The organism is Nocardia sp. NPDC005998 (genome assembly GCF_040614395.1).
In the GTDB taxonomy this organism is placed as follows: Bacteria; Actinomycetota; Actinomycetes; order Mycobacteriales; family Mycobacteriaceae; genus Nocardia.
Map to the genome: position 1 here is coordinate 1 of NZ_JBEXUI010000023.1, position 14,908 is coordinate 14,908.

The following is a 14,908-nucleotide window of genomic DNA, read 5'->3' on the forward strand; positions in this document are numbered from 1 at the left end:
GGAGATCTTCGGCCCGGTGGTCGCGGTGACCCGGTTCGACACCGTGGACGAGGCAGTCCGGATCGCCAACGACACCCTCTACGGGCTCGGCGCGGGCGTCTGGACCAGGGATATCACCACGGCGTATCGGATGGGCCGGGCAATCAAGGCAGGGCGAGTATGGACCAATTGTTTCCACGCGTACCCCGCACATGCCGCCTTCGGCGGGTACAAGAAATCCGGCATCGGCCGGGAAAACCACAAAATGATGCTCGACCACTACCAGCAGACCAAAAATTTGCTGGTCAGTTATTCACCGACAAAACTCGGACTCTTTTGATGCATGGCAGAGTAGCCCGCGTCGCGATCACCGAGCGGGCGCGAGAAGTGTTGCGCCGGTTGATCGAACAGCACGGCCCGGTGCTGTTCCATCAATCCGGCGGCTGCTCACCGATGTGCATCGGTGTGCGCGAATTCCGCATCGGCGGCACGGATGTGCTGCTGGGTCGGCTGCCGTGGCATACCGAATTCTGGATCAGCGGCGAGCAGTACGAACACTGGAAAAATACTCATCTCACTGTCGACGTGGTGAGTGGACGCGGCAGCGGAATCTCACTCGAGGCGTCCGAGGGCATGCGTTTCATCATCCGATCGCGGCTGCTGACCGATGAGGAGACTACGGTGCTCGCGGCCGGGCCACCGCCACGGAAGGGAGCCGATCGGATGGACTGACTGCCGCTAGCAGTCGCCTCGGCCTGATTCACGCCTGCGTAGGTGCGTCCGCGGGCGACAACCCGGTGTTCGGCCAGGGGGTTCCGCAGCCCCGGACCGACACCGCGAGGCCCCGCCGTCCCGCTGCAGACCGGGACGGCGGGGTCGGGGGCGGGGTCAGCGGCCGGGCAGGAACCGCAAGCTGCGGGCGAGGGTCATCAGCAGCCGCTGCCACTTGTCCTGCGAAATCACCACTGGCGCATCGAGATTCATGAATCGCGTGACGACCACCGTCTGCGGTTCAGTGAACTTCAGCAGACCGTCCGGGCCATGCCTGCGCCCGACACCGGAAATGCCCATACCGCCCATCGGCGCGGCGGTGGTGCCCCAGGCCGGTGCGTATCCCTCGTCGACGCAGACGGTGCCTGCATGCAACCGCTCGGCGATCCGCTCGCCCGCGGATTTGCTCTGCGCCCATACGCTCGCGTTCAGTCCGTACTCGGTGTCGTTGGCCAGCTCGATCGCCTGCTCGACATTCTCGACCGGGTAGATCGAGACCAGCGGGCCGAAGGTTTCATTGCGACCGCATTCCATCTCGTCGGTGACATCGGCGAGGACGGTCGGTTCGAAGAACAGCGGCCCCAGATCCGGGCGCGCCGAACCGCCAGCGAGCACCTTCGCGCCCTTGGAGGTCGCGTCGGCGACGTGTTTGGCGACGGTCTCCAATTGCGCCTCGGAGATCAGACTGCCGATATCGGCCGAATAGTCATAGGCGGCACCGAGTTTCGCGGCCTTGACGGCGGCGACGAACTTCTCGGTGAACTCCGCGGCGACCGCCTTCTCCACGTACAGCCGCTCGATCGAGATGCACAGCTGTCCGGCATTGGAGAAGGCGGCCCGCACCGCGGCCTTGGCGGCCCGATCCAATTTCGCGCCGCGGGTGACGATCATCGGGTTCTTGCCGCCGAGTTCGGCGGAGAAGCCGATAAGCCTGCGCCCGCACTGTTCGGCCAGTGTGCGCCCGGTCGCTGAGGATCCGGTGAACATCAGGTAGTCGCAGCTGTCGACGATCGCGGTGCCGACCACGGTGCCCGGACCGGGTACGACCGCGAGCAGGTCGCGGGGCAGCCCGGCCTGGTAGAGCAGCTCCGCGCTGGCCAGTGCGGAGAACGGGGTCTGGCTGTCCGGCTTGACGACCACCGCATTGCCCGCGAGCAGCGCCGGGATCGAATCGCCGATGGACAGCAGCATCGGATAGTTCCACGGCGCGATCACACCGACGACGCCCTTGGGCTGATGGCGCACGCTCGCGCGATTGAGTACCGGGAATGCGCCGGGCACGCGGTGCGCATCGAGCAGATCGGGCGCGACCCTGGCGAAGTAGCGAGTCGCGAAGATCAGGCCCATGATCTCTTCCTGGGCGGCCCAGCGGGCCTTGCCGGTTTCGGCCTGGATCACGTCCATCAGGAATTCCCGCTGTTCGATGACCAGTTCCCGATACCGCTCGAGCACCTCGGCCCGGTCCTTGGCCGACCGCGCGGCCCACCGGGCCTGTGCCGCCCTGGCCTTGCCGAATGCGACCGTCACGTCCTCGGCGCTGCCCACCGGCACGGTGCCCAGTGGTTTGCCGGTGAAGGTCTCGGCGATTGTCTTGCGCGCACGCTCGGCGGGATCATTGATCGCGGCGAGCGCACTGAGACGGTCGAAGACTTCGGCATTCGGCGCGGACATCGGTGCCTCCTACTTGTCAGTAACCCCGGGATACACACAACATACGCCGCGCGGGGCGCCCGCAGCAGCCACTACCCCGCGGTTGACGGAGATCGACGCGTATTCGGCCGGAACTGTCACCTTCCGCGGACCTGATTTGTCTTATGGACACCCTGCCCCCAACGAACTCAGGGAGGAATCATGAATGTCGCGTTGTGGATCGGACAGATCTTCCTTGCCATCGTGTTCACCGCATCCGGGCTCGCGAAATCCACGCAGCCCAAGGAGAAACTGGTCGAAATGGGCCAGACCGGAGTTGCGGTATTCCCGAAGCCGGTCGTGCGGCTGACCGCCTACAGCGAACTGCTCGGCGCCATCGGGATCATCGTGCCCTGGTGGACCGGGATCGCGCGGGTGCTCACCCCGCTTGCCGCGGTCGGTTTCGCCGTGGTGATGATCGGCGCGATCACCTCGCACGTGCGCCTGCGCGAACCCCGCAATATCGCGATCACCACGACGATCCTCATCATCGCCGTCCTGGTTGCCATCGGCCGTTTCGCTGGCCTGTGAACGCGGTGGCGATTCCGGTACCGAGGGCCTTCGCCGACGCTCGATCACGATGAGGGGTTCCGGTAGTAATCAAATTGCCGACTCCGAACAGCACCTCCTGCTCGCGCAGACCGGTCAGGATCTCTCCGGCCTCGGCTATCTTGCGCACGAATCACGTTGAGACGATCAGCTTCAGCGGTGACAGTGGGGCGGTAGATGAGCAGCGTCAGTAGAGCTCGACTCCGTCCCACAGATCCCGGACTGGGCACGGGTCGTCAACGACGGTGGGCTGGAGGTCCAGTCGCATGGTTGTCCTGCGGGCGGGTTCGTAATGCGGCCAGTTCACTCGCCCGGTGCTGGCGAACTGCACCCAGGTGTGGTGCACGATATCGGCCAGCTGCTGTGGTGGGTTCGGGCCGGTGATCCATTGCATCCGCCGATCGTGGAGTTGGTCGAAGACGAACGGGACCTCGAGGAAGTGGCATGATCCGAGTTGTCCATCGAATTGTGGGGAGCGCCAGGCGAATTCGTACATGTAGGTGGCCGCCGGTGCACTGGTGCGGGCGTCGGCGAGCCGGAGGCCGGGGATGGTGTAATACCAGTCCGCCTGCAGGATCGCCAGCAATGCACCGGGATCGGCGCCCGGGTAGGCGGCGCGGTAGGCCGGTAGCGCCCGGTCGACGGGCAGCCGGTACATACGCATCGCAGTGGTCAATTCCTCCTCGGTGACCGAATCAAGGTTGCGGAACGGTACCAGCGACAGTCGTCCCTCTTCGCCGTTGTGTCCGAGCAGCACATCCACATCGGCCCCCGCTCCAGCGGTGACGGCGTCGATGGGTTTGGCGGGCAGGGTGGCGCCGTCGAGCGTGGGCCGCCACATATTGATGCGGCATCCCGGCTCGCCGCCCCAGCGTTGCGGATCCGGTTGCTGCGCAAGGTCACCCATGACCGTGGTTTGCGCGGCGAGCACGCGCTCGACACCGACTGCGGCGACGGCGTCGCGTGTCGGCTCCACGCCGAGCTTCGCGATGAGGCGCTGTCCGATCTCGTGGGCGGTGTCGGTGGAGTAACAGATATTGCCCGCACCGCTTTCCATGATCGCGCGCCGAAACAGCCCCGTGGCGCCCGGCATCGCCAGCAGAGTGCCCACCGCCATGGCGCCGGAGGACTGCCCGAAGATTGTGACGTTGCCGGGGTCGCCGCCGAAGGCCGCGATGTTGTCGTGCACCCATGCCAGCGCCGCAATCTGGTCCAGCAGACCGACATTCGCCACACCGTCGTCGAGGAACAGGAATCCCTCGGCACCCAGCCGGTAGTTCATCGCGACGAACACCACGCCGTCGCGGGCGAATGCGCTGCCGTCGTAGAGTCCGTTGCTGCCGGTATCGAAACCGCCACCGTAGATCCACACCAGTACCGGCAGGCGCGCCGAGCCGGGGTCGGGGGTCCAGATGTTCAGGTTGAGGTAGTCCGCGCCCGGAATCGGCGGCGCGGAGAAGTCCAGCGGCGGCGGGGTCGGCGGCTGCGGTGGCGTGGGGCCGAGGGCGAGCGCGTCACGCACCCCGGTCCACGACTGGACCGGGTGCGGCGGCAGATAGCGGTCCACACCCTGCGGTGGCGCGGCATAGGGCACACCCTTGAACACGTGCACACCTGCGGTCACGATGCCCCGCACTCGCCCGGCTCGCGTCGCGACGATTGATTCAGTTGTGTTGCCAGCACCGCAACCGGCGGCGGCCAATGCGGCGAACGCGGAGGTCGCCGCCGCGCCGCGAAGAAATGTTCTGCGGTTCAAGATTCTTCCTTTCTTCCCGCCCAGCACGCGACGCCCATCGAGGAGCCCCTCTTCATTTCTCGGCTGTACCCACGATGTGGCGCGAAAACGCGGCAGTCCCAGACCCGTCACACTCGGCGAGAGACGCCGACGAAGCTGCCTCCGTGCACATGGACTACGAATGGCAGGTCGATCCCCGTGCCGCCGCGCTCGGGCGAGGGCCGATACACCCGGACGGGGAGTTCGCAGCCGGGCAGCGGCACTTTCTGCCAGTGATTGTGGCGCCGGGATCCAGGCTCCCGAGGATCGCTCGCGCCGCCTCCGACGCCCGGAAACGGTTCTTCGCTTCACGGTAGGCGACCAGTTCCTCGACCGTGACGGTCGAATAGTTCGGCCCCACTGGCCGTTCGACGTCGACGGCTTTGCTCATGTCCGCTCCCTGATACGACTCCGATTCCCAATACCTACGATGTAGGTTTCGTAGCGACGGTATATCCTACGGTGTAGGTTTGACAAGAGGAGGGAGTAGAACGTGGCCCGGCGCACACAGGGCACGTCGGCAGGGCTCAGCCGCGAGCGCATCGCGGCCGCCGCCGTCGCACTCGTCGACCGTGACGGCCTGGAGCGCTTCGGGGTGCGGCGGCTCGCTGACGAGCTCGGGGTCGACCCGATGTCGATCTACAACCACATCAAGGGCAAGGCAGCGCTGCTGGACGCGGTCTCGGAGGCTGTGCTCACCGAGATGGCGATCAACGCCGAGGGCGCACCCGATACCTGGGAAGAGATCGCTCGCTGGACAGCGCACAACTACCGGGAGACCGCCTACCGGCACCCTCACGTGATCCCATTGCTGGCAACCCGGCCGCAAAACTCGCCGCCGGCCCTTGCCACGCTGGAACAGCTGGTCACCGCAATGCGTACGGCCGGTCTGCCCGACCAGGTTATCTCGGACGCACCGCTGGTCTTGTTCGGCTTCCTCAACGGATATCTGCTGGCGGTCCTCAATGGCGGATCCGACGGTGCGGCAACCGTGCCCGCGATCGACCCCATGCTGTACCCCACGATGGCCGCCCTTGCACCCACCATGGCCGACTTCGGGTCCGTGGCGGAATTCGACCGGATGCTCGACGCCGTGCTCGGCGGAATTCGTGACCGGACCGCTTGGCAGGCAACCGAAGAACGCGCAGGCCACAACGATGGGAAGGCAAAACCGCCCATCGTTCGTCAAGGCTCCGGCTCACGAGCGGACCCAACCGGGTAGTCGCTCCCGCCGCCAATATCCGGGAACTCCCGCAGACGCGCCAACTCTTCGTCCGCGAACACCCTCGTCGCCACGAAACCCGATCTCCAGCACACCGACCAACCCCATCGGCAGCCAAGCCGAGCACCAACCGAGCCCATCCGCAGCTCGAACCAGCAACACGCCATCGCTGCTGGTCAAGCCATTGCCGTTGGTTTTCGCGCGATTACTACAGGGAACCCGATGCGGCGCAACAGTTCCAGCCGATCGGGGGTGGGAGTCGAATCCGGACCGGCGCCGTTTCGGAATGTCAAATCGGGTCCCGCTCACCGGGACGCGGGAAACGAAATGGTCACAACTGATTTAGGTTGGGTCGATGTTCAGAGCGAGGCTCGGGGTCCGAACGCGGATTCTGGCGATCGCGCTCGTCCCGAGCCTGACTCTGCTCGTGGTCGGCGTGGGATCGGCGGGATACCTGGTTGCCGAGGGAAATAAGGCCAAGAACTGGGCGTCGCAGAATCAGCAGGCGATTCCCTCGATCCGGGAATTGCTGGAGGCCGTCCAAAGTGAACGTCAGCTCACGCTGGCCGCGCTCACCGGCGACGAGACCGCGGCACCCGCACTCGGCGCGGCCCGGATCCGGCTGGACAGCGCGCTGAAGGGCCTTGTCGCGGCTGGCGACAGATTGCGTGAGGTCGACGATTCCAAGATCGGCGACAATGCCGCCAACTTCATGACGCTCTCGACGTCGATGACCCAGGTGCGCACCGCAACCGATGCGGGCGCACTGCCCATCCCCGACGCGTACAACTTCTACAACCGGCTGCTCGATGTCATCTCTTTCGGCACCGAGATCGCCGAGCAGACCGCGCCGGATGCCGAGATCGGCGTGCATATCGCCGACGGTATGCGGATCTTCCTGGCGACCGAGGCGATGTCGCGCAGCAACGCGCTCGCGGCCGTGATCGTCAATGTGAACGGGCCGACCCCCATTTCGATCGAGGAGTTCCTGCACGAGAGCGGCTTCTACCACGCCGAAGTCGCCAATCTGGCGGGCGAGCTCGACCCGAAGCTGCAGGAGAGCCTGCACGCGCTGATGGCCGGTCAGGCCTGGCAGCAGTTGACGGCCATGGAAAACGCTGTGGCCCAGCGCAATATGACCGCGACGAGCACAACTTCCACCGGCACCAGCTCATCGAGCACGTCCAGTGGCACCGGCAAGCAGTCGACGCCGCCGCCACTGCCGTTGAGCCCGCAGGAGTGGCACAATGCCGCCGCCGAGGTGAACCGCGGACTGATCGACGTCTGGATCGCCCAGAACAAGAACTCACAGAGACTCGCCGAGGACAAGGCCGCCGACGCCACCGAGACCTCCGCGTGGGCGGGCGGCGGTGTCGTGGCGGTCAGCCTGTTGGCATTTGTCATCGCGATCCTGCTGGCCAACCGAGTCATCCGCAGGCTCAAGCGACTTCGCGGCGAAACCCTGGCCCTGGCCGATGAGCGTCTGCCCGAGCTCATGCGGCGGCTGGGCGAGGGCGAACTCATCGATCCCGATGCCGAGGCAGCGAACCTGAACTATGGTTCCGACGAAATCGGCCAGGTGGCCAAGGCATTCCAGCATGCGCACGCCGCGGCCGTCGCGGGCGCGGTGAACGAGGCGCGCACCCGCGAGGGCGTGAAGGCGGTCTTCCTCAATATCGCCCACCGCAGCCAGATCGTGGTGCACCGGCAGTTGGAGATCCTGGACAAAGCCGAAGAGCGCCAAGAGGATCCGGCCCTGCTGGACACGCTGTTCCGGCTCGACCACCTGGCCACCCGGGAACGCCGCAATGCCGAGAACCTGATCATCCTGGGCGGCGGTCGGCCCGGACGTCAGTGGCGCAATCCGGTGCCGCTGCTCGATCTGGTGCGCAGCGCGGTCGGCGAAACCCTGGACTACGCCCGGGTTCGGGTGGCCCGGCTCCCGGAGGCGCAGGTACTCGGCGCGGTCGTGGCCGACCTCATCCACCTGCTCGCCGAACTGGTGGACAATGCGACCTCGTTCTCGCCGCCGCAGTCGCGGGTCGAGGTGACCGGCAATGTGGTCGGCAAGGGTGTGGTCGTCGAAATCAGCGATCAGGGCATGGGCATGCCCGAGTCCGAGATCACCAGGGTCAACGAAATGCTGCGCCAGCCACCGGATTTCGGTGTCGCCGCACTGTCGGCGGATTCGCGTCTCGGACTGTTCGTCGTCGCGCAGCTGGCCGCCCGCCACAGTGTTTCGGTCCGGTTGACCGAATCCGATTACGGTGGCGTCCGCGCCATCGTGCTCATCCCGAAGTCCCTGCTCGCCGACGGAACAACCCCCGCGCTCACGTCGGGTTCGGAACCATCGGATTCGGTGCGCAGACGACGGCATCCGGTCCCCTTCGTCGACTCCTCGCCCTATGGCGCCGCCGAGTCCGATTCCGCGGTGCTCACCGCGCCGCCACTGGCTCCGCCCGCGGTAGCGCCCGTGACTCCGGCGGATCCGCCGCGGCCCGCGTTCGAGGCGCCGCAGCCATCGGCATCCGACACCAGGCCGGCGCTGCCGCGCCGCAACCGACAGGCCAGTATCGCACCACAATTGGCGCAGCAGGCCCCGGCGGAACCGGCTACCGAACAGCAGCCGGAGCGGGAGCGCTCGGCCGAGCAGGCCCGAGATCTGATGTCGGCCATCGAAAATGGGACCAGACAGGGCCGCCGCGCGGTCCCCGATTCCGCGATCCCCGATGTTGTGGTGCCCGAGGTAGCATCCACTGAGCATTACGGCGCATCCGCTGCGCCTGCCGTCAATCCCTCGGATGAACAGGAAGGCAACGGTGACTTCTTCCAGCCCCGGTGATCTCAATTGGCTGCTCGATGATCTAGTCGATCGGCTGGCGGGCGTGCGTTATGCGGTGGTGCTGTCCACCGACGGCCTGCTGCTGGGCCGTTCCACCGCGATGACCCGCGAGGACGCCGAACATTTCGCCGCCATGTCCTCCACCCTCTACGGACTGGCCCGCAGCGCGGGCAGCCGTTTCGAGGGCGGCGGGGTCCGCCAGGCGGTGATCGAACTCGATCGCGCCGTACTGTTCGTGACCTCGGCCGGGGACAATGCCTGCCTGGCCCTGCAGGCGGCCGAAACCGCGAATCTCGGAATGGTCGCCTACGAAATGAACGTCACCGTGCAACGCGTCGGCACCTACCTATCGACCCCAGCGCGACTGCCATGACACGCAGCGGCGGGCAATGGTTCGATGAGGATGCCGGTCCGCTGGTCCGGCCCTATGCGCTGACCCGCGGGCGGGTCATGGGGGCAGGTCACGATCTGGACATGCTCACCGTGGTCGTCATGGCCGATCGCGCGCCCACCCTGCGCCGCACCGAACCCGAATACGCGGACATCGTCGCGCTGTGCCGCGTTCCGCAGTCGGTCGCCGAGGTGGCTGCGCATGTGAAACTTCCCTTGGCGGTAACCAAGATCCTCGTCGGCGACCTGATCGGCGAGGGCCACTTGATCTTCCGGGCACCGGTACAGCCGGATGCGGGCCCCGGCGATCTCAACGTATTGCGAGCGGTACTGGATGGCATCCGAAAGCTTTGACCCGACCCGACCCGGTGCGACACCGCATCTGGCCGCCTCGGTCAAGATTCTCATCGCCGGTGGCTTCGGCGTCGGCAAAACGACCATGGTCTCATCAATCAGCGAGGTCGCGCCGCTGCGCACCGAGGAACTGATCACCGAGGTCAGCACCGGCATCGACGACCTATCCGGCGTCGAACAGAAGACCACCACCACGGTCGCACTGGACTTCGGTCGGATCACCATCGACAGCGAGTTGGTGCTCTACCTGTTCGGGACACCGGGCCAGGACCGATTCTGGTTCCTGTGGGATGAACTCTCACGTGGAGCACTCGGCGCGGTCGTCATCGCCGACACCCGCCGCCTCGGCAATTCCTTTGCCGCCGTAGACTTCTTCGAACGCCGTGGGCTGCCGTTCCTGGTCGCGGTCAACTGCTTCGACGGCGCACCGGTCTACACCGTCGACGAGGTCCGCGACGCTCTCGACCTCGACCCCCACATCCCCACACTGCTCTGCGACGCCCGCGACCGCGCCTCCTGCAAACAAGTACTACTCGAACTGGTGCAACACCTCATCGAACGCGCCGGACGGGCACCGGTTGCGACCTAGCGGTATTCGCAGCGGGGGCCGATGCAGCGGCCGGTGATGCCAGCGACCTCCCAGTCGTCGAGACAGCCGACGAGTCGGCGTTCGGTTTGTTCACCGAGTGCGGATTCGAGGGTGACCAGCCAGATCCCCTCATACTCCCGGACCTGCGACGATGTGCACATGATTCACGCTGCTCGCACATTCCTGCCACAGGTCAGCGCGGGATCAAGGTCGCGGGTCTGCGCGTCGAAACGGACTACCGCGCGGGTGTTGGCGGCGCCGCGGTCGGTGTGGACTTCATACTGAACGCCAAGGCCATGTCCCCGGCGATCGCGATCACCGTGAGCACGGTCGGAATGACTAGGCGGCGCAGCATGATTCACCACCGCACCAGCGGGCAGTAGCGGTCGTCACATTTCGACGGGTCGGCAATCTCAGATCTGGTGCAGCCAGGAGATGAAGAGCAGTACGCCGCCGACCGTCAACAGCAGCGATACCGGAAGTGGCCACCACGGCCCGTCCCGGCCGAGCAGCCGCCGGGTGAGTCGCACCTGCACGACGCCGAGTCCGGCCAGCAACAGACCCCACGCGGGCAGCAGGCCGATCCCGAGCAATGCGTGCACCGCCCAGGCTCCGGCCAAGGTCGGACCACCCCACGAGTGCTCCAGATCGTCGGCCGCTATCAGCGGGTAGACGGCCCCACGCACCGCCGCGACGGTGGCCAGAAAGGCTAGAAACCAGGTCACCAGGCCGACTGCGACGGCAAGCATCGAATGCACGGTCGCACGCACCGCCAAGGCATCGCGCGGCGCGATGAAGATGGCGAGCATCCGGCGCGGAACGCGCAACCGGCTGGCGATGGGGCCGAGGGCGAGCACCGGCGCCACCAACGCGTATGCGGCCCAACGCAACAGTGTGCGAACCGTGGTCATGACATCGACGGTATCCCTTCGGTGGGCACGCTAGCGCATCATGCCAATCGACCCGCGTCGACGAGATCGTCGAAGAGCAGTTGATCCACCGGTGGCACCAGTGCGCGGTCGGCGTAGGAGAACCAGGCGACCTCTTCGATTTCACTGCTGGCCGCGAGCGTGCCGCGATAGTCGGCGGTGTAGCAACTCATTCGGACGATCACATCGGTGGCGGGTCCGTGCAGCGCGGCCTCGTAGGTCCCGAAGTGGGCGACGGTTTCCGGGACCAGAGCGACGGTCAGTTCCTCCTCGATCTCGCGCAGCAGCGTCTGCAGATCGGATTCCGTGCCCTCGCGTTTGCCGCCCGGAATATAGAAGATGTCCTTGCCCTTCGGGCGCGCGCACAGAATGCGCCCGCTCTCGATGCGCACCCACGCGACCGTGTCGATCAGCTTCTCCACTCGCCCATCCGCCACCGCCGCAGCCTAATGGACGTGGCACTCAGTGGGTGTGCTGGAGGCTGGCGGGGAGTATCGAGTGCCCGCCCGCGCCAGGGCCGTCGACCGGGCGCAGATCGGACCCCTGCACGTGCTCACCGCATTCGGCGCAGACCGGTTCGACCACCGTGGTCTTGCCGCAGCTTTCATGGACCGCCTGCACCGGCGGACCGTCGGGCGCGGCCCATTCGTCGCCCCATTGCCGCATGGCGTTCACGACGAGCCACAGTGAGCGTCCCTTGGGCGTGAGTCGATAGTCGTAGCGGACCGGATTCTCCTGGTAGGGAACCTTCACCATGATGTCGTGCGCGACCAGGTGCTCCAGGCGCTGGGTGAGCACATTGCGCGCGATGCCCAGACGCGCGCGGAAGTCGTCGAAGCGAGTCACGCCGAAGAGCGCGTCACGCACGATCAGCAGCGTCCACCACTCGCCCACCACCTCCAGGCATTGGGCGACCGAGCAGTTCATCTCGTCGAAGCTGGTCCTGCGCATGGGCCCAGCATAGTCGGTTGCTTGAAAGAACTAACTGACCTATGGTTCGTTTCATGATGCAACTCACTAGTCGGCTGGGTGACGAGTTCGCCTTGGCCGAGACCGACTACCGCATCTGGCGGGCCCAGATCGATAAGACCTGGGGCGGTTGGACCGGCCCGCACGGTGGTGTTATCGCGGGACTCCTGGTCGAGGTCGCGCGGCGCGCGGGCGGCGACGACCTCCCGGTGCGTGCGCTGGATCTGCGGTTCCTCGGCCGACCGGCGGACGGGGTGCTCACCTTCCGGACGACTTCGCATCCGGTGGGACGCAGCACCGCGGTCGTCGAGGTAATGGCCGATCAAGAGGGAAAATCCATCGCATCCGCGGCGGTCACCTTCGGCCGGACCACGCCCACCCGGGTCCCTGATCTCCTGCCGGCCACCGCGCCGCAGGTGCCCGCGCCCGATGACTGTGCGCCGTTCCGGCTGCCACCGGAAATCGTGCCCGTCGGAGCGCATTTCGAGATCCGCCCGGCCGCGGGGCCGCTGCCGCTCACCGGCGCGGATGAGGCGTGGATGTGCGCGTGGATCTCGCTGGTGCCACGGTTGCCGACCGATGCCGCGACGCTCGCGGTGCTCGTGGACGCGCTACCGCCCGCCTTCTTCCCCACCCTGACCATGCCGGTCGCCGTGCCGACGGTGGCGTTCTCGATGCATCTGCACACCGACCTGACCCGGCCGACCCATCAGCCGGTCCTCATCCGCGCGACCAATGCCAGCACCAGTGGCGGTTGGTCGGTGGACGACATCGATATCTGGGATCGCGGCGGTGCGCTACTGGCCTCGGCCCGCCAAACCCGCCGAGTGCTCGGCTGAATCGGAGACATAGTCGTGAGTTCCGTTGTCACATCGAAGGATCGGCCTGTCGATTCCCGGGTGGTGCTGGCCATCGTCTCGGTCGGCATTCTGCTGTCGAGCCTAGATCTGTTCATCGTCAATGTCGCACTGCCCGATATGGCGCGCGATTTCGGCGATACCCAACTTTCGGGCCTGTCGTGGGTGCTCAATGCCTACGCGATCGTCTTCGCCGCGCTGCTGGTGCCTGCCGGGCGACTCGGCGATCGCGGCAGCAACCGAGCCACATTCCTGATCGGGCTCGCCATCTTCGTACTGGGGTCGGGGCTTTGCTCGGCGGCCTGGAATGTGCAGTCGCTGGTGGCGTTTCGGGTGTTGCAGGCGGTCGGCGCGGCGATGCTGACACCGTCCTCGCTGGGGCTGGTGCTGACCGCCACCCCGGCCGAACGGCGTCCGATGGCCGTACGGCTGTGGGTGGCCTTCGGCGGTCTCGGCGCCGCGCTCGGCCCGGTGATCGGCGGGTTGCTCGTCGAAATCGATTGGCGCTGGGTATTTCTGGTGAATGTGCCGATCGGATTGGCAGCGCTCGCGGTCGGGCTGCGGCTGCTGCCACAGGTGTGCGGGGACGGCGGCGCACTGCCCGATGTCTTCGGTGCGGTCATGCTGATCGGCTCGATCGGGGCACTGATCCTGGCGTTGGTGAAGGGTGCGGATTGGGGATGGACGTCGGCGGGGGTGCTCATCTCCTTCGCGGTCGCGGTGGTGTTCGGAGTCGCGTTCAGGATTTCCTCGGCACGTCACCACAGTCCGGTAGTGGATCCGGCGCTGCTGCGTGCGCCGAATTTTGTACTGATGGCGGGCAATTCGCTGTTCTTCCAGATCGCGTTCGCGGGGATGCTGCTCTCAGTGGTGCTGTGGGCGCAGAACGTGTGGGGCTGGTCGGCGCTGAAGACCGGCTTGGCTATTGCGCCCGGACCACTGGTGGTGCCGCTCGTCGCGATACTCGCGGGCCGGTTCATTGGCCGGGTCGGTGCGGGTCCGGTGATCGCCGCGGGCGGGGTGTTGTTCGCGGCGGGCATGGTGTGGTGGGCCCGGGCCATCACCCTGGAACCCGACTATGTGGGCGGGCTGCTCGGCGGCATGGTGGTCAGCGGCCTCGGCGTCGGCCTCACACTGCCGACCGCCTTTGCCGCGGGCAGCGCGGGTCTGCCGCCACAGCGCTTCGCCACCGGCTCGGCAGTCCTGAGCATGTCACGCCAACTGGGCCTCGCCATCGGTGTCGCCATCCTGGTCGCAACCCTCGGCTCCCCCACCGGACCACAGGCCACCCTCGACGCATTCCACCGCAGCTGGTACGTCAGCGCGGCCGCCGCGGTGCTGGCCGGACTCATCGGCCTCGGCGCACACATGCCGAAACCAGCTGCCGCACAACAGGAGTCGGTGAGCGAGCAGGTCACCGCCTGACACCCCGACCGGCGCTCGCCCAGCTTCGAGATCGGCGAGCGCCGGACTGTTTCAACGGCCGATTCGTTGGAAGCTGTCCGCGGATGGCTTGACACCACCACAGCCCGACGCCTGCGGCTGCTGGCGCTGCTGACGGCGACAGTGATCACGTTGCGGGCCAAAGCCGGAGAGCTCACCGACCAGTTCGTTCAGGCGCGGGTCGTGCCGATGGCGGCCCGCGTACAGCCGCAGGGCAGCGACCGTGCCACGGGCGGCGGTCTCCCCGTCGGCGAGCAGGTCGTGGGCGGTAGGGTCGAGGAAAACGAACCGGGCGAGGTTGCGATCGCGGCTCGGCAGGGCGTCTAAGTCGGTGAACAGGGCCTTGGCGAGCGGGTTGGCGCCCAGAACGTCCAGCCGGTGTCCGAGGATCATCGTGCCGCGGCGTCCAGCCGGGTCGGTCTGCGAGCTCGATATCCCGCGCGGCGGGTTGTCGACTTGGCGCTCGGCCGCGGGGCCGTCGCACGCGACTTCTGTTGACGCAGACAGGCTTCGATAGCGCCGACGGTCGGCAGAAGATGGCCCGCAACGTC

17 protein-coding genes are annotated in these 14,908 nt (G+C 66.5%); 10 read left to right on the plus strand and 7 right to left on the minus strand.

The features are described 5' to 3' along the window. Positions 1-319 (plus strand): aldehyde dehydrogenase family protein (locus ABZ293_RS26590; protein ID WP_355184924.1); only part of this gene is annotated, 319 nt, incomplete at its 5' end. Beyond that, on the plus strand, positions 319-711 hold the full coding sequence (locus tag ABZ293_RS26595; protein ID WP_355184926.1) for a DUF779 domain-containing protein: 393 nt from the start codon (positions 319-321) through the stop codon (positions 709-711). The genes ABZ293_RS26590 and ABZ293_RS26595, both read left to right, overlap by 1 nt. A gap of 156 nt (positions 712-867) precedes the next feature. On the opposite strand, the gene ABZ293_RS26600 is transcribed toward ABZ293_RS26595, so the two are convergent. After that, entirely contained in the window at positions 868-2,421 is a 1,554-nt protein-coding gene (locus ABZ293_RS26600) for a succinic semialdehyde dehydrogenase (RefSeq protein ID WP_355184928.1), read from the minus strand. 180 nt (positions 2,422-2,601) lie between these two features. Here ABZ293_RS26600 and ABZ293_RS26605 point away from each other — a divergent pair, with 180 nt between their 5' ends. Then, the gene (locus ABZ293_RS26605; RefSeq protein ID WP_354960369.1) at positions 2,602-2,970 is read left to right on the plus strand and encodes a DoxX family protein; all 369 of its coding nucleotides are present in this window, start codon (positions 2,602-2,604) and stop codon (positions 2,968-2,970) included. 205 nt (positions 2,971-3,175) lie between these two features. Here ABZ293_RS26605 and ABZ293_RS26610 read toward each other — a convergent pair whose 3' ends face one another. Beyond that, positions 3,176-4,744: a carboxylesterase family protein gene (locus ABZ293_RS26610; protein ID WP_355184930.1), complete on the minus strand. Its 1,569-nt coding sequence runs from the start codon at positions 4,742-4,744 to the stop codon at positions 3,176-3,178. Between the two features lie 511 nt (positions 4,745-5,255). On the opposite strand from ABZ293_RS26610, the gene ABZ293_RS26615 reads away from it, so the two are divergent. The 5 genes from ABZ293_RS26615 to ABZ293_RS26635 all read left to right on the plus strand — a co-directional run bounded on the left by ABZ293_RS26615 (position 5,256) and on the right by ABZ293_RS26635 (position 10,159). After that, complete coding sequence (locus tag ABZ293_RS26615; protein WP_355184932.1) at positions 5,256-5,984, plus strand: TetR/AcrR family transcriptional regulator C-terminal domain-containing protein; 729 nt, start codon at positions 5,256-5,258, stop codon at positions 5,982-5,984. A gap of 355 nt (positions 5,985-6,339) precedes the next feature. Then, positions 6,340-8,826, plus strand: a complete 2,487-nt coding sequence (locus tag ABZ293_RS26620) for a nitrate- and nitrite sensing domain-containing protein (protein ID WP_355184934.1) — start codon at positions 6,340-6,342, stop codon at positions 8,824-8,826. Continuing rightward, the gene (locus ABZ293_RS26625) at positions 8,804-9,199 is read left to right on the plus strand and encodes a roadblock/LC7 domain-containing protein (RefSeq protein WP_355184936.1); all 396 of its coding nucleotides are present in this window, start codon (positions 8,804-8,806) and stop codon (positions 9,197-9,199) included. Before ABZ293_RS26620 ends, ABZ293_RS26625 begins: the two co-directional genes overlap by 23 nt. Then, the gene (locus ABZ293_RS26630; protein ID WP_355184938.1) at positions 9,196-9,570 is read left to right on the plus strand and encodes a DUF742 domain-containing protein; all 375 of its coding nucleotides are present in this window, start codon (positions 9,196-9,198) and stop codon (positions 9,568-9,570) included. The genes ABZ293_RS26625 and ABZ293_RS26630 overlap by 4 nt, the downstream gene beginning before the upstream one ends. Beyond that, positions 9,551-10,159, plus strand: coding sequence for an ATP/GTP-binding protein (locus ABZ293_RS26635; RefSeq protein WP_355184940.1), 609 nt, complete (start codon positions 9,551-9,553; stop codon positions 10,157-10,159). The genes ABZ293_RS26630 and ABZ293_RS26635 overlap by 20 nt, the downstream gene beginning before the upstream one ends. Here ABZ293_RS26635 and ABZ293_RS26640 read toward each other — a convergent pair. From ABZ293_RS26640 to ABZ293_RS26655, 4 genes are all read right to left on the minus strand, one after another. Then, positions 10,156-10,320 carry a hypothetical protein gene (locus ABZ293_RS26640; RefSeq protein ID WP_355184942.1) on the minus strand — a complete coding sequence of 55 codons (165 nt, stop codon included), beginning with the start codon at positions 10,318-10,320 and terminating at the stop codon, positions 10,156-10,158. The two genes, ABZ293_RS26635 and ABZ293_RS26640, sit on opposite strands and share 4 nt — an antisense overlap. A gap of 252 nt (positions 10,321-10,572) precedes the next feature. After that, complete coding sequence (locus ABZ293_RS26645; RefSeq protein ID WP_355184944.1) at positions 10,573-11,070, minus strand: hypothetical protein; 498 nt, start codon at positions 11,068-11,070, stop codon at positions 10,573-10,575. A 38-nt stretch (positions 11,071-11,108) separates the two neighbouring features. Beyond that, entirely contained in the window at positions 11,109-11,525 is a 417-nt protein-coding gene (locus ABZ293_RS26650; protein ID WP_355184946.1) for an NUDIX domain-containing protein, read from the minus strand. Positions 11,526-11,550: 25 nt separating this feature from the next. Further along, positions 11,551-12,039: a helix-turn-helix domain-containing protein gene (locus tag ABZ293_RS26655; protein WP_355184948.1), complete on the minus strand. Its 489-nt coding sequence runs from the start codon at positions 12,037-12,039 to the stop codon at positions 11,551-11,553. A gap of 53 nt (positions 12,040-12,092) precedes the next feature. On the opposite strand from ABZ293_RS26655, the gene ABZ293_RS26660 reads away from it, so the two are divergent. Together ABZ293_RS26660 and ABZ293_RS26665 are read left to right on the plus strand one after the other, a co-directional pair. Continuing rightward, positions 12,093-12,896 carry a thioesterase family protein gene (locus ABZ293_RS26660; protein ID WP_355184950.1) on the plus strand — a complete coding sequence of 268 codons (804 nt, stop codon included), beginning with the start codon at positions 12,093-12,095 and terminating at the stop codon, positions 12,894-12,896. A gap of 15 nt (positions 12,897-12,911) precedes the next feature. Continuing rightward, complete coding sequence (locus ABZ293_RS26665; protein ID WP_355184952.1) at positions 12,912-14,339, plus strand: MFS transporter; 1,428 nt, start codon at positions 12,912-12,914, stop codon at positions 14,337-14,339. 51 nt (positions 14,340-14,390) lie between these two features. Here the strand turns inward: ABZ293_RS26665 and ABZ293_RS26670 are convergent, their stop codons facing one another. Next, positions 14,391-14,750, minus strand: coding sequence for a hypothetical protein (locus ABZ293_RS26670; protein ID WP_355184954.1), 360 nt, complete (start codon positions 14,748-14,750; stop codon positions 14,391-14,393). Between the last annotated feature and the right edge of the window lie 158 nt (positions 14,751-14,908).

What these genes read in the sequence shown, in the direction of transcription:
- ABZ293_RS26645 (WP_355184944.1), bottom strand. Translation starts at nt 11,070, where the DNA reads ATGACCACGGTTCGCACACTGTTGCGTTGGGCCGCATACGCGTTGGTG.
- ABZ293_RS26620 (WP_355184934.1), top strand. Translation starts at nt 6,340, where the DNA reads ATGTTCAGAGCGAGGCTCGGGGTCCGAACGCGGATTCTGGCGATCGCG.
- ABZ293_RS26635 (WP_355184940.1), top strand. Translation starts at nt 9,551, where the DNA reads ATGGCATCCGAAAGCTTTGACCCGACCCGACCCGGTGCGACACCGCAT.
- ABZ293_RS26655 (WP_355184948.1), bottom strand. Translation starts at nt 12,039, where the DNA reads ATGCGCAGGACCAGCTTCGACGAGATGAACTGCTCGGTCGCCCAATGC.
- ABZ293_RS26640 (WP_355184942.1), bottom strand. Translation starts at nt 10,320, where the DNA reads ATGTGCACATCGTCGCAGGTCCGGGAGTATGAGGGGATCTGGCTGGTC.
- ABZ293_RS26660 (WP_355184950.1), top strand. Translation starts at nt 12,093, where the DNA reads ATGATGCAACTCACTAGTCGGCTGGGTGACGAGTTCGCCTTGGCCGAG.
- ABZ293_RS26595 (WP_355184926.1), top strand. Translation starts at nt 319, where the DNA reads ATGCATGGCAGAGTAGCCCGCGTCGCGATCACCGAGCGGGCGCGAGAA.
- ABZ293_RS26630 (WP_355184938.1), top strand. Translation starts at nt 9,196, where the DNA reads ATGACACGCAGCGGCGGGCAATGGTTCGATGAGGATGCCGGTCCGCTG.
- ABZ293_RS26670 (WP_355184954.1), bottom strand. Translation starts at nt 14,750, where the DNA reads ATGATCCTCGGACACCGGCTGGACGTTCTGGGCGCCAACCCGCTCGCC.
- ABZ293_RS26600 (WP_355184928.1), bottom strand. Translation starts at nt 2,421, where the DNA reads ATGTCCGCGCCGAATGCCGAAGTCTTCGACCGTCTCAGTGCGCTCGCC.
- ABZ293_RS26605 (WP_354960369.1), top strand. Translation starts at nt 2,602, where the DNA reads ATGAATGTCGCGTTGTGGATCGGACAGATCTTCCTTGCCATCGTGTTC.